Here is a 23680-nt window from a genome sequence, read left to right on the forward strand (position 1 = left end):
GGCCTACGCGCCACCCTTGACCGGCGAAACCGGCCCGCTCCATTCCGATAACATGATCGAACCCACGAACGATCGCCCTGAAATCTGACACATCGGCTGAAAAATTGATATCCAAAGCGTCGCGGGAATCCTCGCGAAAAAACAACAGAATGGACTTCGCCGCGTGGCGTCGGCCACGGGCGATCCTGTGGGCCGCGGTGGGTGTGGCAGCCCTCGGGTTCCTCATCGCGCTGGAGATCGCCGCGCGTGGTTACGGTCAGCCGGGGCCGCTCACCGAACAGGCACGAGAGGTGGTCTTCGCGCCGAAATCGGGGCCGCTGCTGTACGCCGGCATGGCGTTGATGATGGTGGTGCTCACCTGGCGGCAACGGTTCATCGCGGCCGGTGTCGCGATCGGCGTCGACGTCGTCTTCGTGCTGGTGCGGTGGGTGCTCGGCGTCAAGGCGACCGAGGGCCACCCCTTCGGCAACGGCGCGCTGTGGGTCATGCTGGGCTGCGCGGTCATCGCCCTCACCCGCCGCACCGGCGCCGAACGCACCCTGCTGCTGAAGGGCGTCGGGCTGGGCCTGCTGCTGGTGACCGGCCGGAAGACGGGCGACACCTGGCTGCTCATCACGTCCAGGACCCGCCCGTCGGTGCTCGACCAGTACGTGGCCACGGCCGATCACGCACTGGGCAACCCGTCATGGGTGGTGGGCCGGATCGTCGGGGCCACCGGCCCGATCGGCGCCCATCTTCTCGACTACATCTACGCGCAGCTCGCGGTGGCGGCGGTCGTCGTCGCGCTGTACCAGCTGCGCAATGTGGCGGTCGAGCGCCGCTTCCCGGGCCATCATCTGGTGCGCACCTTCCTGGTGATCGGGCTCGTCGGGCCGAGCATCTACATGGTCTTCCCGGTGGTGGGTCCCGTCTTCGCCTACGGCCCGGGCGCCTTCGGCACCGGCGGCCTGCACTGGGCGGTGGCGGACCTGTGGCCCCACACGCCGCCGGCGGTCAACAACCCGCACCCGATCGCGTACGACGGGATCACTCCCCGCAACTGCATGCCGAGCCTGCATACGGCGTGGGCCACCACGATCTTCATCCACTCCCGCAAGGGTCCGCGGATTCTGCGGTTCGCGGGCACGTTCTGGCTGATCGCCACGCTCACCGCCACGCTGGGATTCGGCTACCACTACGGCGTGGACCTCGTCGCAGGCCTGGTATTCGCCGTCACGATCGAGGCGGCGCTGCGTTCGCTCGACCGCGGCTGGGACCGGTCCGGAATCCAGATGGTCCTCCACGGCGCGGTGGTCTTTGCCGCGCTCTTGCTGTCGTACCGCTTTCTTCCGGTGGAGATGGCCAGGTATCCGTGGGCGTTCGGGCCACTTCTCCTGCTGGCGATGGCCTCAGTGGTCTACGGGTACCTGCGGACCACCAAACGGTGGGAAATGACGGCCGCGACAGCTCAGCTACCGGAGCCGCAACCGGCACTGGCCTGAGGGGCGGGACCTACCAGATCAGGCACCAGTAGCCGTCGTAGTCACCGATGCCGATGCGGATGCCCCGCGGGACCAGACCGGGGTCGGGCCGGCCCGCGGCGGCCAGCGAGCACGCGGGGTCCCCGACCGCCCCGGCGGCGGCCATGCGGTGAGCGGCGGCGACCGCTGCGGGGGAGGTGTACCACGTCGTGGCCGGCGCGCCACTGCCACTGGCCGTCGGCGTGGGGACGGGGGACGGCGCGGAGGCCGAGGGCCTCGTGGGCGTCGGCGTCGGGGGTGTCGTGGTCCGCGAGGTCGGTGCCGGAGGCGGGAGTGCCGTGGACCGGGCGGGTTCCGGGGTCGCCTGCGGTGTCCGGGCGGCCGGCGTCGGCGCGGCTGACGGGGGAGGCGACGTCAGGCGGTGCGTCGGCTCGTTGGTCGGTGCCCCCGGGGGCCGGCTCGTCGCCGTCGGTGCAGTGGGCGTCGGTGTCGGTGCAGTGGGCGTCGGTGTCGGTCTGGGTGCGGCCGTGCCGGTGTGTGTCGACCCTGCGGTGCCGGACGTTTCCGGGGCAGGGGAGGGGGACCGCGGCGGGTTCGGCGTCGGCAGCGACAGGTTCCCGGAGGCCGACGGGTGGGGCCTGGGCGTCCCGCCGTTCGGCATCGCCAGCCATACGCCGAGGCCGCCGAGTACGAGCACAGCAGCACCGGCCGCGATCCACGGGGCCCTCCTGGAAGGGCGCCGGTGACGGCCCATGTCTCCCACTGTCAGCCAGCCCGTCGGCGACTTCAACCGGGGGCGGACCCCGCGCCTCGGCCGCTTCAGGCGCGTCCCGTCGTCCCGGCCCGGGGTTGCCCGGTCGCCGGTGCCCGGAGGCCGGTCATCCGGGGAAAGGAGCGGGCTGCCAGCAGGAAGCCGAGGGTCGTCAGCACGAACGGCCAGGTGAGCGGGCGGCCGCCGGACGGGGCCAGCAGATGGGCGAGGGCCGGGGTGAGGGCGGAGGCGGTCGCGGCGCCCAGCAGCGCGTACGACAGGGTCGCCGGGGTGGCGGGCAGCAACACCCCGCACAGCGCCAGCGCGACGAGCACCGCGTTGTAGCCCATCGTGCCGTCGGCGATCCGTGCGGCCGGCGCTCCGAGTGCCCAGGCCGTCAGAATGCCTGCCGCACTGCCGGCACAGGCCACCCACCCCGCCACCCGGCTCGCCAGGAAGAGGCCGGCAAGCAGCAGGGCCCCCGCGTACCACTGATCCAGGAAGAAGACCTGCGCCAGGTTGCGGAAGAACGCCGCCCCCACGTCGTTCAGGCGCAGCACAGTGGGTCCGGAGGCAGCGTGGGGCAGCGCCGCGACGCTCCCGCCATGCGGCCGGATCCGCCGGAACGCGGGCGCGGCAACGGTGACCGCGCCCGCCAGCAGGCAGTAGGGCAGGGTCAGCGTCGGCAGCGCCCACACGTGCAGCAGGCGGTCCACGGCCGCTGCTATGACGGTGACCACGAGGCAGGCCGCGGCGGCGAGCAGCACCGTGGACAGGCTGCCCGCCTCGAAGAACACGGCGAAGCAGAGCGCGGTCAGACAGGAGTTGAAGCCTTCCAGCCCCGTCCGCACCCGGTCGCGGGCCACGCCCAGCAGCTGTGCGGCGCCGGTGCCCAGGGCGGCGCCGCCCACACCGTAGGCGCCGTACCGCCAGTCCGCCGTGCACAGCGCGAGGCCGAAGACAGCGCCCGCCCAAGCGCTGTCCAGGAACACGACCTGGGCCACGCCGCGCAGCACGAACGCGCCGACCGCCGGCACGTTCACCCGCACCTTGCGCCACATACCCAACCCCCAGTCACTTTTCCGCTTTGCGGCACTGCGTTTCCGCTGTGCGACATTATTGGCTAGGCGGGCCGGCACGGGAGCAGCCGCCCCCGCTCGGGCGGGCGTGCGGTCGGTGAAGAGGGCGAGGACCGCCGCGATACAGGACAATCCAGGTACACCCCGGGAGGCGTGATGAGCCAGCAGCCGGTTTTGCTCCCCTATGGCGACCCCGCCTTCGTGGCGGACCCCTTCCCGCTCTACCGGCGGCTGCGCGAGGACGGCCCGGTCCGGCGTGCGATCATCGCGGGCGGCCTGGAAGCCTGGCTGGTCACACGCTACGAGGACGGGCTCGCCGCGCTGTCCGACCCGAGGCTGAGCAGCGATGTCCGTGACGCCTCGGACCCCCGCCTCATCGAGCAGCTGCCCGCCTTCGAGCGTGAGTCGATGATGAGCAACATGCTGCGTTCCGACCCGCCCGACCACACCCGGCTGCGCCGCATCGTGTCGAAGGCGTTCACCGCACACCGGGTCGCCGGCCTGCGGCCCCGCATCCAGGAGATCACCGACCGGCTGCTCGACGCGGTGGTCCCGGCCGGCCGGGCCGAACTCGTGGCGGACTTCGCGCTGCCGCTGCCGGTCACCGTCATCGGCGAACTGCTCGGCGTGCCGGTGGACGACCGGCACGACTTCCAGCGATGGACCGACGCCATGCTCGTGCGCGGGGAGACGATGCCCGATGCGGGTGTCGTCAACGAGGCGTGGCAGCGGATGCGCGCGTACGTGACGAAGCACCTCGAAGCCAAGCGGGCCCGGCCGGGGGACGACCTCCTCAGCGCGCTGATCAGCGCCCACGACGAGGAACAACGGCTGAACGACGACGAGCTGATCGCCATGACCTTCCTGCTGCTGGTGGCCGGGTACGTCACGACGGTCAACCTCATCGGCGGCGGCCTCGCCGCGCTCCTCGCCCACCCCGACCAGCTGACCCTGCTGCGGGACCGTCCGGAACTGCTGCCCGAGGCGATCGAGGAGTTCCTCCGCTACGACGGCCCGGTCAGCCCGGGCATCGCCCGGTTCGCGCGCGAAGACGTCGAGATCGCGGGTGTGACCGTCCCGCGCGGCGCGACCGTGCTGGTCGCGTCCGCGATCGCCGACCGCGATCCGGCGCGGTTCCCCGACCCCGACAGGCTGGACATCACCCGGCATGACAACGGCCACCTGGCCTTCGGGCACGGCATCCACTACTGCCTGGGTGCGCCACTGGCCCGCCTGGAGGGCCAGATCGCCGTCGGGACGGCACTGCGCCGCCTTGCGGACCTGGCTCTGGCCGTGCCGCCCGCCGAGCTGAGCTGGCGGCCCGGCGGCCTTCGCGGCCCGGTGCGGCTTCCGGTCACGTTCACCCCCGGCGGCCGGGCAGGCTGAACCGGGGCCCCTGTCGGCGCTCGCGCGGGGCGCAGGCGGTTCATGGACCTCGGCCCCCGGCCACGCCTGCGCATCGGCGCTCCGGGCGGTGAGCCGAAGGCGACGGACGACTGAGCGGCCCGGGGGTCAGTGCAGGCTCGCGCCCTGTGAGCGGAGTTCTCGCCGGACGGCGCTCACCGGGATGTCCCGGGGCTGTCGGCCCTGCGTTGCCGCCAGGGCCGCGCAGACGCCGGCCGCTTGTCCGGTGGCCATGGAGATCGGCATCACGCGGTAGGAGGAGTGCGCCACATGGTCACCGGAGATGCAGCGGCCCGCGACCAGCACCCGGTCCAGGCCGCGGGGGAAGAGACAGCGCAGGGGGATGTCGTAGGACTCACCGCGCGGCAGCCGCTTGAGCGTGGTACCGCGGCCGCTCGGGTTGTGGATGTCCACCGGGTAGGCGCCGCGCGCGATGGCGTCGTCGAACTTGCGGGCCGTGAGCACGTCTTCGCCCGTCAGCTGGTATTCGCCCACGATCCGGCGCGTCTCACGGACGCCGACCTGGACACCGCTCTGGACGACGTAGGAGTCGGCGAAGCCCGGCACCCGGTCGCGCAGGAAACGGGCGATCTGCGCCATCTGCCGGTGCGCGGTGAACTCCGCGCGCGTCAGGTCCCAGACGCTCGTGCCGAGCACTTCGGTGACCCGGGTGGAGTTGACCGCCACCTCACCGGTGTTCGGGGTGGCGAAGAAGAGGATGTCCTCGCGATGCAGGTCCAGTTCTCCCGCGTCGGTGGCGGTGCGGACCAGGTCCCACAGCCCGTGCACGCCTCTCCACTGGTCAGGGTGGGCGCGCGTGTAGGCGGTGAACTCGTCGTGGTCGAAGCGGACCATGCGGAACATCAGCGTCATGGGCTGTGTCCAGCCGTCCTCGGGCCGTCCGATCTCGTACGCCGCCCCGGCCGCCGCGGCGATGTCCCCGTCGCCGGTGCAGTCGACGATCACGTCGGCGTCCATGACGAGGGGCCCCGACTTGGTCTCGAACACCGCACGGGCGCACTGGGGCAGGCTGAGGACGTCGGAGGCGAAGGCGTGGAGGAGCGTCCGGACCTCGTGGTTCTCCAGCAGCTCGTAGGCCGCAAGCTTGAACAGCTCCGGGTCGAAGGGCACGGTGTAACCGGTCTCCAGGGAGGGCCGGATCGCCGCGCCCGTCCGCACCAGCTGGTTGAGCAGTACCCACAGCACACCGCCGACGACCGGCTCGCCCTCGCCGTGGTCGGGCGGCAGCAGACGCGTCGTGTCGCCGGCCACGGCCTGCTTGACCTCGTTGTGGAAACTCATCAGCGGCATCACCAGTGCCGCGGTGGCGTTGCCGCCGAGGAACCCGTAGCGCTCGACGAGGACCACCTCGGCGCCCGCGTTCGCGGCGCCCAGCGCCGCGCCGATACCGGCCGGCCCGCCGCCGATCACCAGCACCTGGGTGGACCCCGCGTGCAGGGCCTGACGTGGCGGAAGCTCCACCTTCCTGGGTACGCGGGGCGGCATCAGGTAGGACACGGTCACTCCCTCGGAAACCGGTGGCCGTCGGGTTCAGCCCGCTGTGGAGGCGGGCACCGGCGTGCCGTCTCGGATGACATGGTGTGCAGCGGTCTCGTCCAGATAGGCGAGGAGCCGGTCGGCGGTCCGCGCCGCCCGCAGTCGCAGCGCTGCCGTACGCGCGGCCGTGTCGGCTGCCCGGGCGGGCCGCTCGTCCCACAGGCGATCCACTTCCGCCAGCAGCAGCCCGGTCGTCTCCCTGATCACCCCGCGCAGGGCGGGCGCGCCGATCTGCTGGGCGAAGTCGAAGACCTTGCCCGCGTAGGGCAGAGGCAGCAGGGGAATCCCGGAGAGAGCGGCGAACACCAGGAAGTGCAGCCTCATGCCGACGGCCAGGTCCAGCTGGGTGACGATGTCGAGGACCTGCTGCGGGGCGTAGTCGCCGCGCAGCACCGTGCAGCGGTCCGCCGAGGCCATGCGCGACACCACCGCGTGGGCGTGCCGGATGTCGCCGCGTTCCATGGAGACGAAGACGATGTGGGCATCGAGCCGGTGGACGAGGAAATCGCCCACACTGGCAAGGAGCTGGTGGTACCCGTCCTCATCGAGATGCTCGGCCGCGCGCCCGGGTTCTCGTACGCTCATCCCCACCAGGCGCACCCGGTCCGGGACGGCCTCCGCCCGCAGCAGCTCCCCGCCGGTATCGCCCGGGACGAGCAGCAGCGCCGGATCGGCAGTGACCGAGATGGGCCGGGCCAGTCCGGCCTCTTCGAGGACGAGTCTCGACTCCTCGTCACGCACGGTGACCTCGGCCGCGTCGGAGAGCACCTGACGGACCCACGCGCAGTCCGCCTCGTCGGTGAGCGGACCGGCCCCGACGGCATAGGTGAACACCGGTACGCCGAGCTCCTGGGCAGTGCGGGCCATCCGCAGATATCGACGCGCCTCGGTGTCGTAAAGGATCCCGCCGCCCCCGAGCACCAGCACACTCAGCCGGCGCAGATGCGCGGAGATGCGTTCCCTGCACACGCCCTCCCAGCCGACGACCTCGACATCCGGATGGACCCGGTGGGTGTGCACGGGATTGCGGGAGAAGACCACGAAGCGCGTCTGAGGACGTCCGGCCCGTACGCGGTCCAGCAGGGCGGTGAGGATCGCCTCGTCACCCACGTTCCGGCCCCCGTAGGAGCCCAGCACGCCCACGGTCACGCCGCCTGCGCTGTCCATGACCGCTCCCTCACGACGTTCACCAGAAGTGCTCCACGGATGCGAGAACCGGAAGACAGACCAGTCTGCTGTGTGCCCCTTTTCGCCGCTTCTGTACCAGAACGCTGCGACGTCGGAGCTGAGCCTGCCCCTCAGCGACACGGCCAGGTTTCCTCCGCCGCGGGTCGCGTGTCATCGTGGCGTGCATGGCACCGGGAGCAGATGTCGCCGTGCTGGTCGGACTGCAGGCATCGGGCAAGTCCACGTTCTACGCACAGTGGCTGTCCGACCGGTACGTGCTGGTCAGCAAGGACCTGTTCCCGCGGGGCGCCAGGAACAAGCAGCTGCGGCAGCTGCGGCTCCTGGCGGAGCACCTGGCGGCCGAGCGGGCGGTGGCGGTGGACAACACCAATCCCTCGCCGCAGGAGTGGGCGCCCCTGGTGGAGGTGGCCCACACCCATGGAGCGACGGTCACGGCCTACTGGTTCCCCCCGGACCCGGCCGGCTCGCTGCGACGCAACGCCGGCCGCGAGGGCCGCGAGCGCGTCCCGGACGTCGGCGTCCTGGCCACAATGAAGCGTCTGCGCAAGCCGTCCCGGGCGGACGGATTCGATCAGGTGTGGGAGGTGCGGTTCGACGGCCGTGGCGGCTTCGAGGTGCGAGGGTGAGGAACGAGACAGCGCGGGGGGCGCTCGGCGAGGTGGACCGAGCCCAGGTCGCTCACGTCCAGGGGCAGGTCGGGCTCCCGGCCCGTGGGTACGCAGTCGGCCTTGCCGTCCCGGACGGTCAGCAGGTATCGGCCGTGCTCGCCGAGGAACGGGTCGTCGACGCCGAGGACGAGCTCGCCGTCCGTGAACGTGAACCAGCCGCGCGCGGTCGGCCCACGCGGGATGTCCAGCGACCCGTACCCAGAGCCAGTCGGTGTCGTCGCTCACCTGGCCGACGCGGAAGTCCGCAAGCTGCCGGCGCAGCGGCTGCCCGGGCGGGAAGCGCTGGAACACGACCCGAGTGACCAGGGCGTGCCCGAGCACGCATCGGGCCAGGGCCGCGAAGACGGCGTCGTCGGTGGCGACGGTCTCGTCGACCGTCAAGGCGCCGGACTCGACCGAGTAGCCGGCGCACCCGTCCGGGACCCCGTCGGCGTCCCGGTGGAGCGCGACGCCGGAGAGCCCCGGGGCTACCGGTCGCAAACCATTTCCAGGATCTCGCCGGCCTCGGCACGCCGCAGCAACTCGACCGAACCGGAATCCGATCCGGTCCCCGGGGCGTCGGCCGTTCCGCGCGCCCGCGGCAGTACGGAGAGGAACTCCCCTCGCTTCCGGAGTACGCGCCGGCGGTGCCGACGGGTCGCCCGTCCGACGTCATGGCGGGCAGGTTGCGGTCCCTTTCGAGCACCGAAGGTGCCCACCCCGGTGCAGCGTGTGATCCGTGGCCAGGTCAAACAATGACGGCCGAGCCCGCAGCTGTGCGCAATGGGCCAGCCCCCCGCCCGTCCCTGCGCTACGCGACCCGTGCCCTCCGCCACTCCACTTCATCGGCGGACATCGGGGCCTGGACGCTGTACACGTCGCCGACCCGCAGATGGTCCGGCGTGCTGTACTCGCCGTAGGTGCCTATGACGGAGACGGCCACCTTGGAATCGGGCTGCCAGAAAGTGCGGAAATACGGGGCGTTCGCCGGGATTTCCGGGACCTCCAGCAGAGCGACGCCCCGCCTCACCAGCAGACGTTGCAGCTTTTCGAACCGAAGCCGCGGAGTGAACCGCCCGTAACGGGCGCGAAGCGTGTCGTTGACGAGGGTGCGGTCCCGGAACGCTAGCCGGTGCACCTGCAGCTTGAAGTGGTGTCCCGACCAGGAATGGTCGGCGGAGGCGCGTTCCCAGTAGAACTCGGCGAGGCCGTAGTCACGGCACATGCTGCGGTCGCCGAAGGTGTTCTCAGCGAAGTCCGGCCCAAGGACCTTGGTGACGTGGTCGGGAGAATCCGCGGGGCCTGCCCCGAGCAAGGTGCCGGTGGTAACGACGTCGACGTAGAACGCCAGGGAATGCGGAGTCAAAGGCTGATCCTCGATGCGGTGTGGTCCTGACCGACCGTAGCACCCCCTCCAGCAGAGGAGTCCGGATCGCCGTCGGCAGCAGCACCCTTCTGCAGGGCGAGATGGAGCGCACCCGGCAGTGAGTCCGCTCCTCGCCGCGCGGTGGCTCACCCTGGCAGGCACAGCGGTTCCGGACGGCGCCGGCGCCACCGTGCGTAGGCCGGTGCGGCCGCACCGGTGGCGAGATGGCCCGCGGCCAGCCTGCGCACGATCTCGTCACCGTGCGCTCCCAGCGGACCGTCGCGGCGCAGGCCGAGCACGTGGCGGTACCACAAGGGATCGCCGGCGAGCGGACGCACGGTGACGCCCGGCACCTCGATGAAGGTGGCCTGACAGAGACTGACGGCCAGGCCTGCCCGTACGATGTCGATCAGTTGTCGGCCTTCCGCCTCATAGGGGGTGTGCGGCTGACGGCCCGTCCGGGAGAAGACGGACGCCCAGTACTCCCGGGTGCGGTCACTGTCCTGGTGTGGCATGGCCCAGTCCTCCGCGATGAGTTCCTCCAGGCTCACCTCTTCGCGGCCGGCCAGCGGATGGGCGGACGGCAGCAGTGCGAAGACGGGTTCGGTGACCACCGCCCGCAGCACGACCCCTTCGCGCGGCGCGAGTTCATACCCGGGGCTGTCCCCGAGGACCGCCGCCTCCAGACGACCCGCCGAGAGGTCGTCCACCAGCGGCGACGGCGAGTAGTGACACCGTGTCCTCACATCCACCCCGGGAATCAACTCCCTTGTCGCCACGACCAGATCGGCGAGCAACGGAGCCCCCACCGACCCCAGGCGGACGCAGCCGGGGGCCGTCCCGCAGCGAGCGGCACGGGCGGTGTCGGAGAGCAGGCCGTCGATGCCCGGCAGGATCGCCCGCGCCCGCGGCAGCACCAGCTCACCCAGCGCGGTGGGCACGGCGCCGGCCTGCCCCCGGTCGAAGATCGGTCCGCCCAGCATGGCTTCGATGCGCCGCAGTTGGGCGCTGAGCCCCGGTTGCGTCATGCACAGCGACGCGGCGGCACGGGTCAGACTTCCGGCCTCCGCGATCGCGCAGATCACTCGCAAGTGCCGTACCTCTAGATCCATGGCGCGGATGGTAGGGAGCAGCGGGAGCGTTCCGGCAGGGGGCCGGGCCGAACCTGGCTCATATGCAATGTCACACGCCATAGAAATGCTATGGGTGCGGAACCTTGCCAGGAAGCGGCTCTCGCTGTCGACGAGTTGCAGCCACGGCGGCCGGCCGCCCAGCAGGCGGCCAGCCGTTCGCTGACCGCCTGTGAACTTTCTGGTCACCGCAAGGGCTCGCCTAGAAGGCGCTGTTGCTGCAGCCCATCGTCGAACCGAGGTGGCTGCTCTGGCTGCCCGCGTCACCCTCGCCGTTGAGCCCGTTGCCCAGCACGCCGTTGAGCACGCCCACCGCGCCGAGGACATCGATGTTCAGGTCGTGAGACTTGCACTGGGTGCTCTGCTGGACGCTGAATTGGCTGCCCCCGTGGCCGTCGCCCCGACCCCAGCCTGCGGCGTGGGCGGTACCGGCGGTCAGTACTCCGACGCTGCTGAGCGCAGCGACCAGGACGGCGGCCTTGCGAAGCTTGTACATGTCATCTCCGGTGAAGCGAGGTGGATCTGGTGAGTGAAGGATCGACTCCTTACAGCAAAAGGAGATTAGTGAGAAATGCCCGAAATCATCCCTCGGCGCGCCGGACTTCTGGATCTTGTATCGCGAGCGACTCCATGTCACATCTCATGTGAATAAATGAGTGCTGCGGATGGCGCTGCGGCCCTGTCCCGGCGTCCTCGTCGGCCCGTGCGGTCAGTTGTGGGGGATCAGGAGCCGGACGGTGCCTTGTACAGCCGTACCGTGGCGGCGATTTTCCGAATGGTCGTGTCCGGTACCTCGGCGGGCACGTTCCTGGCGCCGAAGAACGACCAGGAGACCAGGTCCCCCGCAGCGTTCTTGAAACCGAAGACCCATGCCTTCCCGTCCGTGGTGCACTTGCTGGAACTCTTCACGCCCACGGACCAGGCGGTGCCCAGAGTGCCCTTGAGCCCGGAATGCGTGGTGAACGGTTCGACGGTGCCGGTCTTCACCTTCTTCTTGTCCGGCTGGGCGTATCCCCCGTACACCCATGTCTCCGGGTCGGAGCCGGCGATGTCCTGAGTGTCCCGGTATCCGTTGTTGCCCCTTGTGCCCACCTGGGCCAGGGGGGTGTTCTCCAGTGTGCCGTCCCGGTTGTCGTCCGAGGAGCACCACTTCTTCTGCAGCATCGCCACATTGCGTATCGCGATGAGGGGTTTGTCGTCCGGGTCCCCGTTCTTGGAGACGTAGCTGACCCAGCCGGAGGACTGGATCTCCCATTGGGGCGGGATATCGAATGCGATGTCCTGGGTCGGGTTCGTCACGACCTTCCAGCCCTTGATCGTGGCGGTGGAGGCGTCGGTTCCCCGGGGGTTGGTGGAACTCCGCGACGGTGACACGGCGTTGACCGGCTTCGGGCCAGGGTCGTGGTGCCCGTGGCCGCCGAGCACGAGGAAGCCGGTGACGCCGGCGGCAAGCACGACGGCTGCCGCGGCGATGGCGGCGACGAGCCTGGTCCGGTTCCCGCCGCCACCCGCCGGTGGAGGCACGGGTGCGCCGGCGGCCGGCTGCGTGGGTGTCTGCCAGGGGTTCGGCTGCTGGTAGGGGTTCGGCTGGTAGGGAGGGGCGGGCTGTTGGTACGGGTTCGGCGGCCCAGGCTGCTGGTACGGGTTCGACTGACTTCCCACCGGGGGCTGCTGCGGGTTCTGTCCGCCGCTCGACGGCTGCTCTCCTGGCCACATGGGCCGTAACGATACGACAGCCACTTCCGGCAGGAGACGCCGGAGTTGGCGATCGCGGCCTGCCGGGGGGTGGGTCCGGCTCACCGCTCCTGATGCCCGGAAGGGGGGCCTCCGGGACGCGGCGTGGCCCAGCCGACGCAGGGCCCGCCGGGACCTGGCCCCCACCTCCCAGCTCCCCGACCACTCCGCCCTCAGCGAGCCGAGTCCGCGAAATCACCTGGCAGACCGACGACCTCTTCGCCATCCGGGACTCGGCCGCCGGCTTCTCCTCGACCCCGCCCCGCGCCGCCCTGCGCGTTGCGTGCTGTCAGTGCTCGCCGTCTGGCTCGAAGAGCAGAACGCAGTCGTAGTACAGAGGGTCGCCTTCCTCGTCCACGGGACAGTCGAAGCTGCTGCTGTTCGAGAAGCGCATGGCGAGGTCGGTGACCTCGTCGAATCCGTAGTCGCTCTCGACGACTTCGTGCCTCCGCTCCCGCAACATCCCCGGCAGGTCGTCCGAAGGCGTGCGGAAGACGTCGATGCCGTCGAGGAGGAACCGGATGTCGGCGGCCTCGTCGTGGAAGCGCCACACTTCGATGCCGGTCAGGACTTCCTTCTCCTCCGACTCGAAGACGAGCACGAGCTCGACATCGTATGTGTCGCTGACGACGACGTACTTGCCCGGAGGGCGCCCCCCTTGAGGGGCGTGCTCGACGCGCCCCCAGGACCTGGCTGCGGTCATGGCGTCGTCGAACTCCATGCCGAGCCGGAACGAGGCGATTCCGACATGGGGCAACAGCTCGACATCCATCACTCCGCCTCCCTCATACGACTCTTGTGTGTCGTCGGTATCACATCAGGAGTCCGTCTTCGCCGACGGCGCCGGGGTCGAACCGCCGACTCTCCGGGCGTGTTGACGCCACCGATCTCTGTGGCAAGGGCATGCCATAGGCTGGGCCCTGATGAGTGGCATGATCGACTATGGACGGTTCGCGGAACGCCTCAAGAGCGTGATGCCGCGGTGGGACGAGCGCGACCGGATGTCTCCGGACGAGTTCGCCGCACACCTCGCGGACACGGCACCGCGGTGGGAGCTGCTGCGCCGCTTCCAGGAGGAGTGGGGCTACGAGGTCCCCGAGGACGCCGTGCCGTGGCAACGCTGGTCCGAGAGCGAGCACCGGCAGTACCTGCGCCGGCTGAAGGGCGAGGCGGCGGACGAGGAAGGCGACGATCCGTTCGAGAGCGTGGACCTGAGCCTGCCGATCCCGGCCGCGCTGGACGAGTGGTGGGAGCTGCCGTACAACTCCTTCACGCACAGCCCGCGCCTGTACTGGACGAACCCCGAGTACCCGCCCACAGTGCGACCCGACCCCGGAGGATACGGTGTCGCGGGCGGGCTGCCCGACGACACGACCCTCGTGCCCGCCGGTGCCGACCGCCGGGTCTGCGTGTTCCAGGCCGAGTACGAGTACTGCAACGAGTGGGGGTATCCGGCGGCCGAGGCAGGTCTGCCGGACCCACGGGTGCTGGTCTCCGACTCCGAGGAGGGATGGGTACTCCAGGCGGGGTCCGTTTCCGAGTTCTTCCTGCAACTCGCCGTCCAGCGGCTGCCCTCGCACTACGGCTGGACGGTGTACGGCGACGACGACACCGAACGGATCGTGGCGTGGGTCAAGGAGGAACTGCCCACGCTGGGCTTCCAGCCGTGGCGTGAACTCGGCCAGCACATCACCGTGTACGGCGCGCCCGACGCACTCGTGTACCACGACACCGGGTACGGCGACTTCGAGTTGATCGTTCACGGACGTACCCCGGAGGCGCTGAAGACGCTGGGCGCCCGCATGGGACTCGACTGGTCCGGGCGGATACGGACGCCCAGTTCGGTGGAGGAAGCCCCGAAGCCGATCGCGTTGCGCGCCGGTGACACGGACCAGAGCGGCCGCTGGACGGTGCTTTCGGCATCCACGGAGCCCAAAGAGTCCGGTAGCGCCGAGTCCTCGGCGAGCGGCGACGGCCCCTGGACCGTGTCCGGAACGCTCGCCGTCGCCGGCGACCAGGACGGCACCCTGCGCGTGCGCCGGCTGGACAGCGACGCCGACCCGGTCCTCGCCAACCCGCAGGCTGGACCCGTAACCGCCCTGGCCTGCATCGAACTTCCGGACGAGGGGCCGCTGATCGCGAGCGGGCATCGCGACGGAACGCTGTACCTGTGGACGCCGGAATCCGGCGAAGGGCCGCTTGAGGTGGCGCGTCAGCGCCCGGCGCTCACCGGGCTGGCCCTGTCCGACACCGCCAACGGAACGGTCCTCGCCGCATGCTGGCGCGACGACGTGGTGGCGCTGTGGGACATCGCGTCGGGCGAACGTGCCGACATCGACCTCGGCCCCGGCATCACCGGAGTGCAACTGGACCAGGAGCTGCGTCTGACGGTCGGTGGTCCGAGCGGACACGCTGTCGTCCAGCTCGACGCCGACGCGCTCTGGCCGGCCCGCGAGCTCATGCTGCGGGTGGTCTCCTTCGAGAACGCGGAGTGCGTGACGGACAGCGACCCGGAGGTGGTCCCCCGGCGCCTCGCGAAGCTGCTGTCGTGGGACGCCGACGACGCGCGGCACGCGATGGCCGAGCTGGACCTGCTCCTCGCCCCGAGCAACGGGCTGTGCTCGGCTGCGGTAGTGGCCCTCCTGTACCTGACGCAGATCGGCGCGGCGGTCGGAGTGGGCGCACCCCACTGTCACGTCCGGCGCCGGGTGCTCGGCCTGGCGCTGCGCATCATCAAGGCCGCGGAGGGGGGCGAGGGGCACTGGCACACGGTCGCGCGCGAGATGCTCGCGGGACTCTCGCCCGTACTCCCCGACATGATGGAGGAGGAAGATCCCGCCACCCGCACGGCAGGCGCACTCCTCGCCGCGGCGCTGCCGGAGCGGGACGAAAGGACCGGCGAGCTGCTGCGGGCACTCGCCGCCGCTGATCCCCATCCGGAAGCCAGGGCCGCGGCCGCGCTGGCGCTGGGCGATGCCGGCGCAGCGGACACGCTGGTCTCGGCGGGCTGGGAGCGGACCGACCTGGACTCGTTGCCGCCAGGACGGTAACGCGATCAGCCTCGCCCCGAACCTCGTGGGACGTCACACCCTCGCTCCGAGCGGTGCTGCCCGGTCGACGGTCGGAGCCCTGTAGTCCATCCCCTTGTTCCGCCCAAGACGCGGATCATCGCGCGGCGGGTGGTCGGGTGCGCCTGGCCGCCCCTTCGCGCGGTGCCGGGCGCTGTGTCGGCGCTGTTGCGGCCGCCGCACGCGGCCGGTGCGCTCCCGCACCGGCCGTGGATGTGCGCTGCTCCTGCGGCGTGTCCTCGAAGGGGCCGGCCGTCTGGAGCGGGAGCGGCTCAGCTTCCCCGCGCCCGTGCCTACTTGCATGCCCGCACCCAAGAAAACTGACGGAGCGTCAGGAAGGTGGAGGGTGGCACTGAGCGGCGCATGACCATGCGTGAACTCCTCGCGCCTTGTCAGCGGCCGGCCGCCGCTGCCGTACTGCCTACAGCCCGCCGGGGCCACCGGTGGGCGGGGATCCGCAGTGGAGAGGAAGGCCCATGACCGCACGACCGCGGCACCGCCGTACCACGCCCCCACGACTCCTGTCGTCGCTGCGCACGGCACTGACCATCGGCGGCTTCGGCATCGTCCTGCCGCTTCTCGCCCCGGGTACCGGCGCGGCGGCGTCCGGCACCGTCTGGGACCGGGTCGCCGGCTGCGAGAGCGGCGGCGACTGGAGCAGCAACACCGGCAACGGCAACTACGGCGGGCTGCAGTTCACCCAGCCGACGTGGGTGGCGTACGGGGGCACCGCGTACGCCTCGCGGGCCGATCTGGCGAGCCGGGCGGAGCAGATCACGGTGGCGGAAGCGGTGCTCGCCCGGCAGGGGCCGGGAGCGTGGCCGGTCTGCTCCGTGCGCGCGCACCTCACGCGGGGCGGGGGGCAGCGCGAGCCGGTCGTGCGCCACGCCCATCCGGGGCGGGCCGTGCCCCGCTCGCGTGGCGGCGCCGACGGACGCACCGGCACGGTGTACACCGTGCACTACGGCGACACCCTGTCCGGCGTCGCGCGGCAGGCCGACGTCGCCGGCGGCTGGCAGCGGCTGTACGACGCCAACCGCAACGTCATCGGCCCCGACCCGGACGTGATCTGCCCGGGGCAGCGGCTCATTCTGCCGTCCGCCGGCTAGCACGGCGGCTCGTCGGCGTGCCGCTGCTCGGCTCGTCCATGTCTGGCGGCCGAACCACCTGGTCGACGACACGGCACGCCGCGAGCGGGGTGCAGCATCGGCTTCCGTCCGGGACCACATAGGATCCAGGTCAGTATCGATCAACTGGTGCAGTCACCCGCCCAGTTGGAGACCTCTCCACGCCTCGGACCAAGGGTGACCGCTCAGGGGGGAAGGAAGAAAGCCGATGAAGTCACCCCGTACCTGGCGACGCCTTGCCGGGACCGCGGCCACGGCCCTGATGGTCACGGCCGGCGTTCTCGCGGCTGCCCCGTCGGCAGTGGCGAAGGCCAACGTGCTGACCATCGACAAGGTGTCGTTGCAGAAGCCGAACATACAGGTGAAGGTCACCTACTCCTGCGACCCGGGCATGGACCACGAGCTCGTGGCCAACGCCAGGACGCTCGGCACGGGCACCCATGGCGAACGCATCGCCGCCGGCACCGTCAAGAAGAACAAGCTGGTCTGTGACGCCCACGACCACCTCACCCAGGTGACCATGCACCCCGGCCAGGCCTCGCCCTTTGCCAAGGGAGACAAGGTCAGGGTCACCGTCTTCTACTTCGACAACGACGGGTTCAGCTACGCCCACGAGAGGACCGTCGCCGTTCTGTGAACGTGCCTGCGCCCCGTCACCGCGGACGGGGCGCACCTCCCTGCGAGCTGTCACGGCGCCGCTGACAATGGTGCTCTTCCGCCTGCTCACTCTCTGACGGTCACTCGGGTACGTCCTCGCTCAGGAACTCGGCGACCAGCTCCGCCGGATTGGCCTGCGAGGTCAGCCTGAACATCGCGTCCGGGGCGAACATGTCGTAGAGGATCACCGGGACCGGTCGCCCCAGTGTCTGGATGATCCGGCCGCTGTCGTGGAGGTGCCGGGCGGCTGCGACGCACACGTCGTAGAACCACTCGACCAGCTTCTCGTGGCGGCCGTCAGGCTCTTCGTCGTCCTCGTACCACAGACCTCGGGACTTCGCCTCCTGCCGGTGCAACTCGGTGGCGTCCGGGTCGCATCCCACGGTCGTCACCCCGTCGAGCCCCGTCTTCGGGAAGAACGCGTAGCTCCAGCGTGCTTCCCAGGCGTCCGATGCTTCCTGTTGCGACGTGCTGGCATCGGCCTCGGTCGTGTAGCCGATCGCCAGGTACGGAAACCGTGGATCCTGATCGACGCTGTCCACGCGGAATGTCACCGCGTAGATCCCGCTGTCTGCCGGGAACGCTGCGACGGCCTCGCGGGCTGCCCGTTCCACGTGTTCCTGAAATGCCATGTGACGTCCTCCTCGCCGGAGCGGAGATCATAGTGCGCGCCCGGTTCGCCCTCACGCGGCATCCACAACCCTCTGGAGGGTGAACACAGGGGATGGATGAGCCCCCGGCGGACGACGTCTGTTCGGCGTGCTTTCACTGCCAGTCACCTGAAGGCTCCGACCGTGCGGCTCTAGTCTCCTACCGCCTGATCAGAAAGGACCTGATCAGTGGAGAACCTCCCCGCTCACCGCTCACACAGGAGGCCCACCGTGTCCTTGCTGTCCCGCATCAAGCGCTCGCGCCGGGCGTTCTCCCTCGTCCCCGCACTCCCCGCCGCCCTCGTCGGGGTGTGGGTCGCCGCGCCGGCTGCGCAGGCCGCCGCTCTTCCCGCCCCCGACCACGTGGTCGTGGTGGTGTTCGAGAACCACTCCTACGAACAGGTCATCGGCAGCACGAGCGCCCCGTACCTGAACAACACGCTGAAGGCCGGCGGCGGGAACCTCACCAACTCGTTCGCCATCACCCACCCCAGCCAGCCGAACTACCTGGACCTGTTCTCCGGCAACAACCAGGGCATCACCAACGACAACTGCTACACCCCGCAGTTCAGCAGCGCCGCGAACCTCGGATCCGAGCTGGTCGCCGCCGGCAAGACCTGGGGCAGCTACAACGAGGGTCTGCCCTCCGCGGGCTCCACGGTGTGCACCAACTCCGCCACCAAATACGCCCGGAAGCACAACCCCTGGTTCGCCTTCAGCAATGTCGCGCTGAACACGGCGCACACGTTCGCGCAGTTCCCGACGGACTACACGACCCTGCCGAAGGTCTCGTTCGTCATCCCGAACCTGTGCGACGACATGCACGACTGCTCCGTCACGACGGGCGACACGTGGCTGCAGAACAACCTCGGTGCCTACGCCACCTGGGCCCAGACACACAACAGCATCCTGGCCGTCACCTTCGACGAGGACGACAGCTCGCACAGCAACCACATCGCCACCGTGTTCTACGGTGCACATGTCGCGCCGGGCAGCTCCAGCTCGACGCACTACAACCACTACGACACGCTGCGCACCCTTGAGGACCTGGCCGGGCTGACGACCCACGCCGGGGCCGCGGCCGGCGCCTCCGACATCTCCGGCATCTGGAACTAGCGTCTGGGCCGCCGCCTCCCCGGAGGCGGCGGTCACGCCGTACCGGGTCCGGGGTGCCCCACTGTTGCAAGGCATCTTTGCAAACTCCCTTTGCAACTCGTAGCCCGGCGCCATGGCCGAACAACCGCCTGCCCAAGAGATCACCGATGTCGAGGCCCTGCGCGCCTTCGCGCACCCGATGCGGCAGAAGATCGAGCGATGCCTGCGCCGGGGACCGGCCAACTCCGCCGCGCTGGCACGCGAGTTGGGTGAGAGTACGGGCCTGGTCAGTTACCACCTGCGACAGCTGGCCAAGCACGGCTTCGTCGAGGAGGTCCCGGAGCTGGCGAAGGGGCGGGAGCGGTGGTGGCGGGCGGTGCCGGGGGACCGGCGGTTCCCGCCGTACAGCCGGCAGACGCCGGAGATGCGCGAGGCGCTCACCGAGATGCATCGGCTCAGCCTCGCCGAACTGGTCGACTCCGCCCGGCGGTTCGAGGAGGCCCGCGCCACGCTCGGGCCCTGGGCCGACGCGGCCCTCTTCTCGCGCGCCACACTCCGGGTCGACCCCGGCCAACTCCGCGCGTTCTTCGAGGAGTACGTCGCGCTCCTGCACCGGTACTCGGCCCCGGAGCGAGGGGACGCACCCGAGGCGCGGACGGTACTCGTCCGGCTGCTCGGAATTCCCGAGACCGACTGACCGCGCGGTCCGACCGACAACGAAGGGGGACGCACGCCGTGCTGTTCTCGGCTACGCCCGCGTCACCGATACGCGCCGTACTGGCCGTTTTATCGGGGGTGCTGGCGGGCGCCCTGCTCCTGTTGGCCGCGCCCGTGGCGTACGCCGACGGGGACGGGCTGGTCCGCCAGGAGGTCACCTTCCGGGGCGGCGGTGGGCTCGTCCTGCACGGCGCCGTCCTCAGCAAGGGCGCAGCGCCCGGCCCGGGACCCGGCATCGTACTCGTCGGCGGCTCGGGCTCCGGTCCCCGGGAGGAGTACCGGCAGGAGGCCGAGGCGTTCGCCCGAGCCGGGATCACCACGCTCGTCTACGACAAGCGAACCGTCGGCTACTCCAGGTTCCATCGAGACTTCGGCCTGCTGGCCGACGACGCGCTCGCCGGAGTGCGGTTGCTGCGGTCCAGGAGCGGGGTGGACCCGCGCCACGTCGGGCTGTGGGGGTTCAGCGAGGGGGGTTGGGTGGCGCCGCTGGCCGCGTCGCGCTCGACCGACGTCGCCTTCGTCGTCACCATCGGCGGTTCCGGCTACGACCCGCTGCGTACCCAGGCCTGGAACCTCGCCACGCATCTGCACCACCAAGGGGTGGGCGCACCGTTCCGCCGCACCGTGGCCGGCCCGACCGCCCAACTCATGGCTTCAACCGGGTTGTTCCCCGCGGCCGGCTACGACCCCTTGCCGGTGTTGGAGCGGCTCCGCCGAACGCCGGTGCTGGCGCTGTGGGGCGATCACGACAGGCAGGTGCCGCCCCAGGAGAGCGCACGGATCTTCCGTGCGGCCCTGGCCCGCGCGGGCAACCGCCACGCCGTCATCGGCTTCGTCGCCGACGGGGCGCACAACGGACACCGCACGTCGGACGGCTTCGACCGGATCGGGGGCCCGCTTTTCCACGGCAAGAAGCTGGGCGAGCTGGCCCCGCGCTGTGCACAGACCATGACCTCATGGGTGCGGGCCGTTGCCGCCGGCCGCCCACCGGCGTCGAGCGCCGCCCCCGCACCCGGGCAGACACTCGCCACCACCCCCGTACCGGACCACGCCTGGTACCCCTGGCTCGCCCCGGCGCTGCTGCTCCTCGGCTTCGCCGCCTATCCGATGAGTGCGCTGCTGCGCCGGGGACCGGTCCTGCGCCCGGTGCGATGGCTGGCCGGGCTCGGCCTGCTGGCGGTCGCGGCGACGGTGACCTGCCCGTTCGCCGTCTTCGTGGTGGGCGACGGTGCGGCGGAGCCCGTGGTGTGGGGCCGTCCGGCCTTGTGGCTGGTGGTGCAGGGGCTCGCCGTCGCCGTGGTGGTGTCCGCCTGCGTCTCGGCCGCCGCACTCCGGCGCCGGCAGCCGGCGCCGAGCCGGGCGGTCTGGCTGCGCCTGGCTCCGCTCGGGCTGGCCGCGGTCGGGTTCGTACCGTGGGCGGTGTGGTGGGGTGTTGCCGCGTGACGGCCACCGCCCCTGTCCGACAGGGCGCCGGCCGTTCGCTCACCTCGTGTCGGGGGTGAGCCGCGTCGCATCGGGGCGGGCGACGCTTGCTATGCAACAAGTTGCATAGGAGGATCTGGGGCATGGCGCTCGAACACGCGATCCTCGTGTCGCTTCTGGAGAAGCCAGGATCCGGCTACGAGCTGGCCCGGCGATTCGAGCGGTCCATCGGCTACTTCTGGACCGCGACCCACCAACAGATCTACCGCGTGCTCAAGCGCATGGAGAACGACGGCTGGGTCGACGTCCGGGACGTACCGCAGCAGGGCCGCCCGGACAAGAAGGAGTACTCCGTCGCCGACCTCGGCCGGGCCGCACTCTCCTCCTGGTTGCACGATCCCATCGAGCCGGAGAGCGTCCGCCACGACCTGGCCGTGAAGATCCGGGGCGCCGCCTTCGACGACCCGACCGCCCTGATCCGCGAGGTGGAGCGGCACCGGCAGGCGCACCAGGACCGCCTGGCGCACTATCTCACCGGAGAGGCGCGGGACTTCACGGGGCCCGAGGCAGGCACGGCCGGTCCGAAGGCGCCGCTCGACGCGGAGCGAGAGCTCCAGCACGTCGTACTGCGCGGCGGCATCGCGTACGAGCGGATGATGATCGACTGGCTGGACGACGTGCTCGCCACGCTGGCCCGGTTCCGCCCGGGCCGCCGATCGCTGCCGTAGCTGCCGCCGCTCCTCCCGCTCCGACCCGCCCGCCGTCAGATCTCTCCCTGTCCCACCCGTCCACCAGCCGAAAGGCGTCCTTCCCATGGCTGACCAGCTGCTGTTCAACCCGCGCACCTACGACCCCGCGCACTTCGACCCGGAGACGCGCCGCTTGCTGCGTGCCACCGTCGACTGGTTCGAGGAGCGCGGGAAGGAGCGGCTGATCGAGGACTACCGGACCCGCGCGTGGCTCGGCGACTTCCTCGCCTTCGCGGCGAAGGAGAACCTCTTCGCCACCTTCCTGACGCCGTCGTCCGCCGCGGGGGAGGGGGAACCGGACAAGCGGTGGGACACCGCCCGGATCGCCGCGCTCAACGAGATCCTGGGCTTCTACGGCCTCGACTACTGGTACGCCTGGCAGGTCACGATCCTCGGCCTCGGCCCGGTCTGGCAGAGCGACAACGCCGCCGCCCGCGCTCGCGCCGCCGAACTCCTCGCCCAGGGAGAGGTGTTCGCGTTCGGCCTGTCCGAGAAGGCCCACGGCGCCGACATCTACTCCACCGACATGCTGCTCACGCCCGACGGCGACGGCGGCTTCCGCGCCACCGGATCCAAGTACTACATCGGCAACGGCAACGCCGCCGGACTCGTCTCCGTCTTCGGCCGCCGCACCGACGTCGAGGGCCCGGACGGCTACGTCTTCTTCGCCGCCGACAGCCGGCACCCGGCCTATCACCTGGTCAAGAACGTCGTCGACTCCTCCAAGTTCGTCAGCGAGTTCCGGCTGGAGGACTATCCCGTAGCGGCCGAGGACGTCCTGCACACCGGCCGCGCCGCCTTCGACGCCGCCCTCAACACCGTCAACGTCGGCAAGTTCAACCTGTGTACCGCCTCGATCGGCATCTGCGAACACGCGATGTACGAGGCCGTCACCCACGCCCACAACCGCATCCTCTACGGCCGTCCCGTCACCAGCTTCCCGCACGTGCGGCGCGAGCTGACCGACGCGTACGTCAGGCTCGTCGGCATGAAGTTGTTCAGCGACCGTGCTGTCGACTACTTCCGCTCCGCCGGTCCGGACGACCGGCGTTACCTGCTCTTCAACCCGATGACGAAGATGAAGGTGACCACGGAGGGTGAGAAGGTCATCGACCTGATGTGGGACGTCATCGCGGCCAAGGGCTTCGAGAAGGACAACTACTTCGGCCAGGCGGCCGTGGAGATCCGCGGCCTGCCGAAGCTCGAAGGCACGGTCCACGTCAACCTGGCGCTGATCCTGAAGTTCATGCGCAGCCACCTCCTCGACCCGGCCGAGTACCCCGCCGTGCCGACCCGCCTCGACGCGGCCGACGACGACTTCCTGTTCCGGCAGGGCCCGGCTCGCGGCCTCGGCGCGGTGCGCTTCCACGACTGGCGTCCCGCCTTCGACGCGTACGCGCACCTGCCCAACGTGAGCCGTTTCCGCGAACAGGCCGACGCGCTCTGCGCGTTCGTCGCCACGGCCGCCCCCGACGCGGAGCAGAGCCGCGACCTCGACCTGGTCCTCGCGGTCGGCCAGCTCTTCGCCCTCGTCGTGCACGGGCAGCTCGTCCTGGAGCAGGTCGCCCTGACCGGACTCGACGAGGACGTGCTCGACGAACTCTTCGCCGTCCTCGTGCGGGACTTCTCCGCGCACGCCGTCGAACTGCACGGCAAGGACTCGGCGACCGAACAGCAGCAGGGCTGGGCGCTGGGTTCGGTCCGGCGGCCGGTCGTCGACCAGGCACGCACGGAGCGGGTCTGGCAGCGGGTCGAGGCGCTGTCCGGCGCGTACGAGACGGCTCCGTAGCGGCGCCGGGTGCCGGGCCGTGCAGGCCCGGCACCCGGTCCGGTCCAGGTGCAGCCCCCGGGTGTTCTCCGCGCTGCAGCGCCGAGCGGC

At 70.6% G+C, this 23680-nt stretch carries 22 protein-coding genes and 1 pseudogene; 12 read left to right on the forward strand and 11 right to left on the reverse strand.

The genetic code is table 11. The features are described 5' to 3' along the window. Positions 1-149: 149 nt before the first annotated feature. A complete protein-coding gene (locus ABT171_RS09335; protein ID WP_351241505.1) occupies positions 150-1481 on the forward strand; it encodes a phosphatase PAP2 family protein in 1332 nt (443 codons plus the stop codon). Between the two features lie 10 nt (positions 1482-1491). On the opposite strand, the gene ABT171_RS09340 is transcribed toward ABT171_RS09335, so the two are convergent. Further along, positions 1492-1626 carry a hypothetical protein gene (locus ABT171_RS09340; RefSeq protein WP_351241507.1) on the reverse strand — a complete coding sequence of 45 codons (135 nt, stop codon included), beginning with the start codon at positions 1624-1626 and terminating at the stop codon, positions 1492-1494. A 43-nt stretch (positions 1627-1669) separates the two neighbouring features. On the opposite strand from ABT171_RS09340, the gene ABT171_RS09345 reads away from it, so the two are divergent. Further along, entirely contained in the window at positions 1670-2206 is a 537-nt protein-coding gene (locus ABT171_RS09345; RefSeq protein WP_351241509.1) for a hypothetical protein, read from the forward strand. Between the two features lie 73 nt (positions 2207-2279). Here the strand turns inward: ABT171_RS09345 and ABT171_RS09350 are convergent, their stop codons facing one another. After that, the gene (locus ABT171_RS09350) at positions 2280-3254 is read right to left on the reverse strand and encodes an urea transporter (protein ID WP_351241511.1); all 975 of its coding nucleotides are present in this window, start codon (positions 3252-3254) and stop codon (positions 2280-2282) included. A 192-nt stretch (positions 3255-3446) separates the two neighbouring features. On the opposite strand from ABT171_RS09350, the gene ABT171_RS09355 reads away from it, so the two are divergent. Next, a complete protein-coding gene (locus ABT171_RS09355; protein WP_351241513.1) occupies positions 3447-4676 on the forward strand; it encodes a cytochrome P450 family protein in 1230 nt (409 codons plus the stop codon). A gap of 126 nt (positions 4677-4802) precedes the next feature. Here the strand turns inward: ABT171_RS09355 and ABT171_RS09360 are convergent, their stop codons facing one another. Both ABT171_RS09360 and ABT171_RS09365 read right to left on the reverse strand, forming a co-directional pair. Then, positions 4803-6212 (reverse strand): FAD-dependent oxidoreductase, encoded by a 1410-nt coding sequence (locus ABT171_RS09360; protein ID WP_351241515.1) that lies wholly within the window; start codon positions 6210-6212, stop codon positions 4803-4805. A gap of 33 nt (positions 6213-6245) precedes the next feature. Next, positions 6246-7418, reverse strand: coding sequence for a polysaccharide pyruvyl transferase family protein (locus tag ABT171_RS09365; RefSeq protein WP_351241517.1), 1173 nt, complete (start codon positions 7416-7418; stop codon positions 6246-6248). Positions 7419-7603: 185 nt separating this feature from the next. Between ABT171_RS09365 and ABT171_RS09370 the strand changes: the two genes are divergently transcribed. After that, entirely contained in the window at positions 7604-8065 is a 462-nt protein-coding gene (locus tag ABT171_RS09370; RefSeq protein ID WP_351241519.1) for an AAA family ATPase, read from the forward strand. Here ABT171_RS09370 and ABT171_RS09375 read toward each other — a convergent pair. The 6 genes and pseudogenes from ABT171_RS09375 to ABT171_RS09400 all read right to left on the reverse strand — a co-directional run. Next, positions 8011-8778, reverse strand: a pseudogene (locus ABT171_RS09375) (sterol carrier protein domain-containing protein); the annotation flags it as partial. The gene ABT171_RS09370 and the pseudogene ABT171_RS09375 sit on opposite strands and share 55 nt — an antisense overlap. A gap of 119 nt (positions 8779-8897) precedes the next feature. Then, positions 8898-9452: a hypothetical protein gene (locus ABT171_RS09380; RefSeq protein WP_351241521.1), complete on the reverse strand. Its 555-nt coding sequence runs from the start codon at positions 9450-9452 to the stop codon at positions 8898-8900. 146 nt (positions 9453-9598) lie between these two features. Next, positions 9599-10564, reverse strand: coding sequence for a LysR family transcriptional regulator (locus tag ABT171_RS09385; protein ID WP_351241523.1), 966 nt, complete (start codon positions 10562-10564; stop codon positions 9599-9601). A 220-nt stretch (positions 10565-10784) separates the two neighbouring features. Next, positions 10785-11078 carry a hypothetical protein gene (locus tag ABT171_RS09390; protein WP_351241525.1) on the reverse strand — a complete coding sequence of 98 codons (294 nt, stop codon included), beginning with the start codon at positions 11076-11078 and terminating at the stop codon, positions 10785-10787. A gap of 227 nt (positions 11079-11305) precedes the next feature. Further along, entirely contained in the window at positions 11306-12244 is a 939-nt protein-coding gene (locus ABT171_RS09395; protein ID WP_351241527.1) for a DUF8017 domain-containing protein, read from the reverse strand. Between the two features lie 361 nt (positions 12245-12605). Continuing rightward, positions 12606-13088, reverse strand: a complete 483-nt coding sequence (locus tag ABT171_RS09400; protein ID WP_351241529.1) for a hypothetical protein — start codon at positions 13086-13088, stop codon at positions 12606-12608. Positions 13089-13248: 160 nt separating this feature from the next. On the opposite strand from ABT171_RS09400, the gene ABT171_RS09405 reads away from it, so the two are divergent. The 3 genes from ABT171_RS09405 (at position 13249) to ABT171_RS09415 (ending at position 17148) form a co-directional block, all read left to right on the forward strand. Further along, positions 13249-15366 (forward strand): hypothetical protein, encoded by a 2118-nt coding sequence (locus ABT171_RS09405; protein WP_351241531.1) that lies wholly within the window; start codon positions 13249-13251, stop codon positions 15364-15366. A 494-nt stretch (positions 15367-15860) separates the two neighbouring features. Further along, positions 15861-16493, forward strand: coding sequence for a transglycosylase family protein (locus tag ABT171_RS09410; RefSeq protein ID WP_351241533.1), 633 nt, complete (start codon positions 15861-15863; stop codon positions 16491-16493). Positions 16494-16719: 226 nt separating this feature from the next. Continuing rightward, the gene (locus tag ABT171_RS09415) at positions 16720-17148 is read left to right on the forward strand and encodes a hypothetical protein (RefSeq protein ID WP_351241535.1); all 429 of its coding nucleotides are present in this window, start codon (positions 16720-16722) and stop codon (positions 17146-17148) included. Positions 17149-17248: 100 nt separating this feature from the next. On the opposite strand, the gene ABT171_RS09420 is transcribed toward ABT171_RS09415, so the two are convergent. Continuing rightward, positions 17249-17800 carry a hypothetical protein gene (locus ABT171_RS09420; protein WP_351241537.1) on the reverse strand — a complete coding sequence of 184 codons (552 nt, stop codon included), beginning with the start codon at positions 17798-17800 and terminating at the stop codon, positions 17249-17251. A 249-nt stretch (positions 17801-18049) separates the two neighbouring features. On the opposite strand from ABT171_RS09420, the gene ABT171_RS09425 reads away from it, so the two are divergent. The 5 genes from ABT171_RS09425 to ABT171_RS09445 all read left to right on the forward strand — a co-directional run bounded on the left by ABT171_RS09425 (position 18050) and on the right by ABT171_RS09445 (position 23590). Continuing rightward, complete coding sequence (locus tag ABT171_RS09425; protein WP_351241539.1) at positions 18050-18934, forward strand: alkaline phosphatase family protein; 885 nt, start codon at positions 18050-18052, stop codon at positions 18932-18934. A 112-nt stretch (positions 18935-19046) separates the two neighbouring features. Then, positions 19047-19610, forward strand: a complete 564-nt coding sequence (locus tag ABT171_RS09430) for an ArsR/SmtB family transcription factor (protein ID WP_351241541.1) — start codon at positions 19047-19049, stop codon at positions 19608-19610. A gap of 122 nt (positions 19611-19732) precedes the next feature. Next, a complete protein-coding gene (locus tag ABT171_RS09435; protein WP_351241543.1) occupies positions 19733-21073 on the forward strand; it encodes an alpha/beta hydrolase family protein in 1341 nt (446 codons plus the stop codon). A 122-nt stretch (positions 21074-21195) separates the two neighbouring features. Beyond that, positions 21196-21780 (forward strand): PadR family transcriptional regulator, encoded by a 585-nt coding sequence (locus tag ABT171_RS09440; RefSeq protein WP_351241545.1) that lies wholly within the window; start codon positions 21196-21198, stop codon positions 21778-21780. 85 nt (positions 21781-21865) lie between these two features. Continuing rightward, positions 21866-23590 (forward strand): acyl-CoA dehydrogenase family protein, encoded by a 1725-nt coding sequence (locus tag ABT171_RS09445; protein ID WP_351241547.1) that lies wholly within the window; start codon positions 21866-21868, stop codon positions 23588-23590. Positions 23591-23680 lie beyond the last annotated feature (90 nt).

The organism is Streptomyces sp. NPDC001851 (assembly GCF_040297165.1).
Taxonomy (GTDB): domain Bacteria; phylum Actinomycetota; class Actinomycetes; order Streptomycetales; family Streptomycetaceae; genus Streptomyces.

Coding starts and splice junctions, on each gene's coding strand:
- ABT171_RS09405 (WP_351241531.1), top strand. CDS start 13,249: ATGATCGACTATGGACGGTTCGCGGAACGCCTCAAGAGCGTGATGCCG.
- ABT171_RS09445 (WP_351241547.1), top strand. CDS start 21,866: ATGGCTGACCAGCTGCTGTTCAACCCGCGCACCTACGACCCCGCGCAC.
- ABT171_RS09365 (WP_351241517.1), bottom strand. CDS start 7,418: ATGGACAGCGCAGGCGGCGTGACCGTGGGCGTGCTGGGCTCCTACGGG.
- ABT171_RS09370 (WP_351241519.1), top strand. CDS start 7,604: ATGGCACCGGGAGCAGATGTCGCCGTGCTGGTCGGACTGCAGGCATCG.
- ABT171_RS09440 (WP_351241545.1), top strand. CDS start 21,196: ATGGCGCTCGAACACGCGATCCTCGTGTCGCTTCTGGAGAAGCCAGGA.
- ABT171_RS09335 (WP_351241505.1), top strand. CDS start 150: ATGGACTTCGCCGCGTGGCGTCGGCCACGGGCGATCCTGTGGGCCGCG.
- ABT171_RS09355 (WP_351241513.1), top strand. CDS start 3,447: ATGAGCCAGCAGCCGGTTTTGCTCCCCTATGGCGACCCCGCCTTCGTG.
- ABT171_RS09390 (WP_351241525.1), bottom strand. CDS start 11,078: ATGTACAAGCTTCGCAAGGCCGCCGTCCTGGTCGCTGCGCTCAGCAGC.
- ABT171_RS09410 (WP_351241533.1), top strand. CDS start 15,861: ATGACCGCACGACCGCGGCACCGCCGTACCACGCCCCCACGACTCCTG.
- ABT171_RS09340 (WP_351241507.1), bottom strand. CDS start 1,626: ATGGCCGCCGCCGGGGCGGTCGGGGACCCCGCGTGCTCGCTGGCCGCC.
- ABT171_RS09415 (WP_351241535.1), top strand. CDS start 16,720: ATGAAGTCACCCCGTACCTGGCGACGCCTTGCCGGGACCGCGGCCACG.
- ABT171_RS09420 (WP_351241537.1), bottom strand. CDS start 17,800: ATGGCATTTCAGGAACACGTGGAACGGGCAGCCCGCGAGGCCGTCGCA.
- ABT171_RS09400 (WP_351241529.1), bottom strand. CDS start 13,088: ATGGATGTCGAGCTGTTGCCCCATGTCGGAATCGCCTCGTTCCGGCTC.
- ABT171_RS09430 (WP_351241541.1), top strand. CDS start 19,047: ATGGCCGAACAACCGCCTGCCCAAGAGATCACCGATGTCGAGGCCCTG.
- ABT171_RS09385 (WP_351241523.1), bottom strand. CDS start 10,564: ATGGATCTAGAGGTACGGCACTTGCGAGTGATCTGCGCGATCGCGGAG.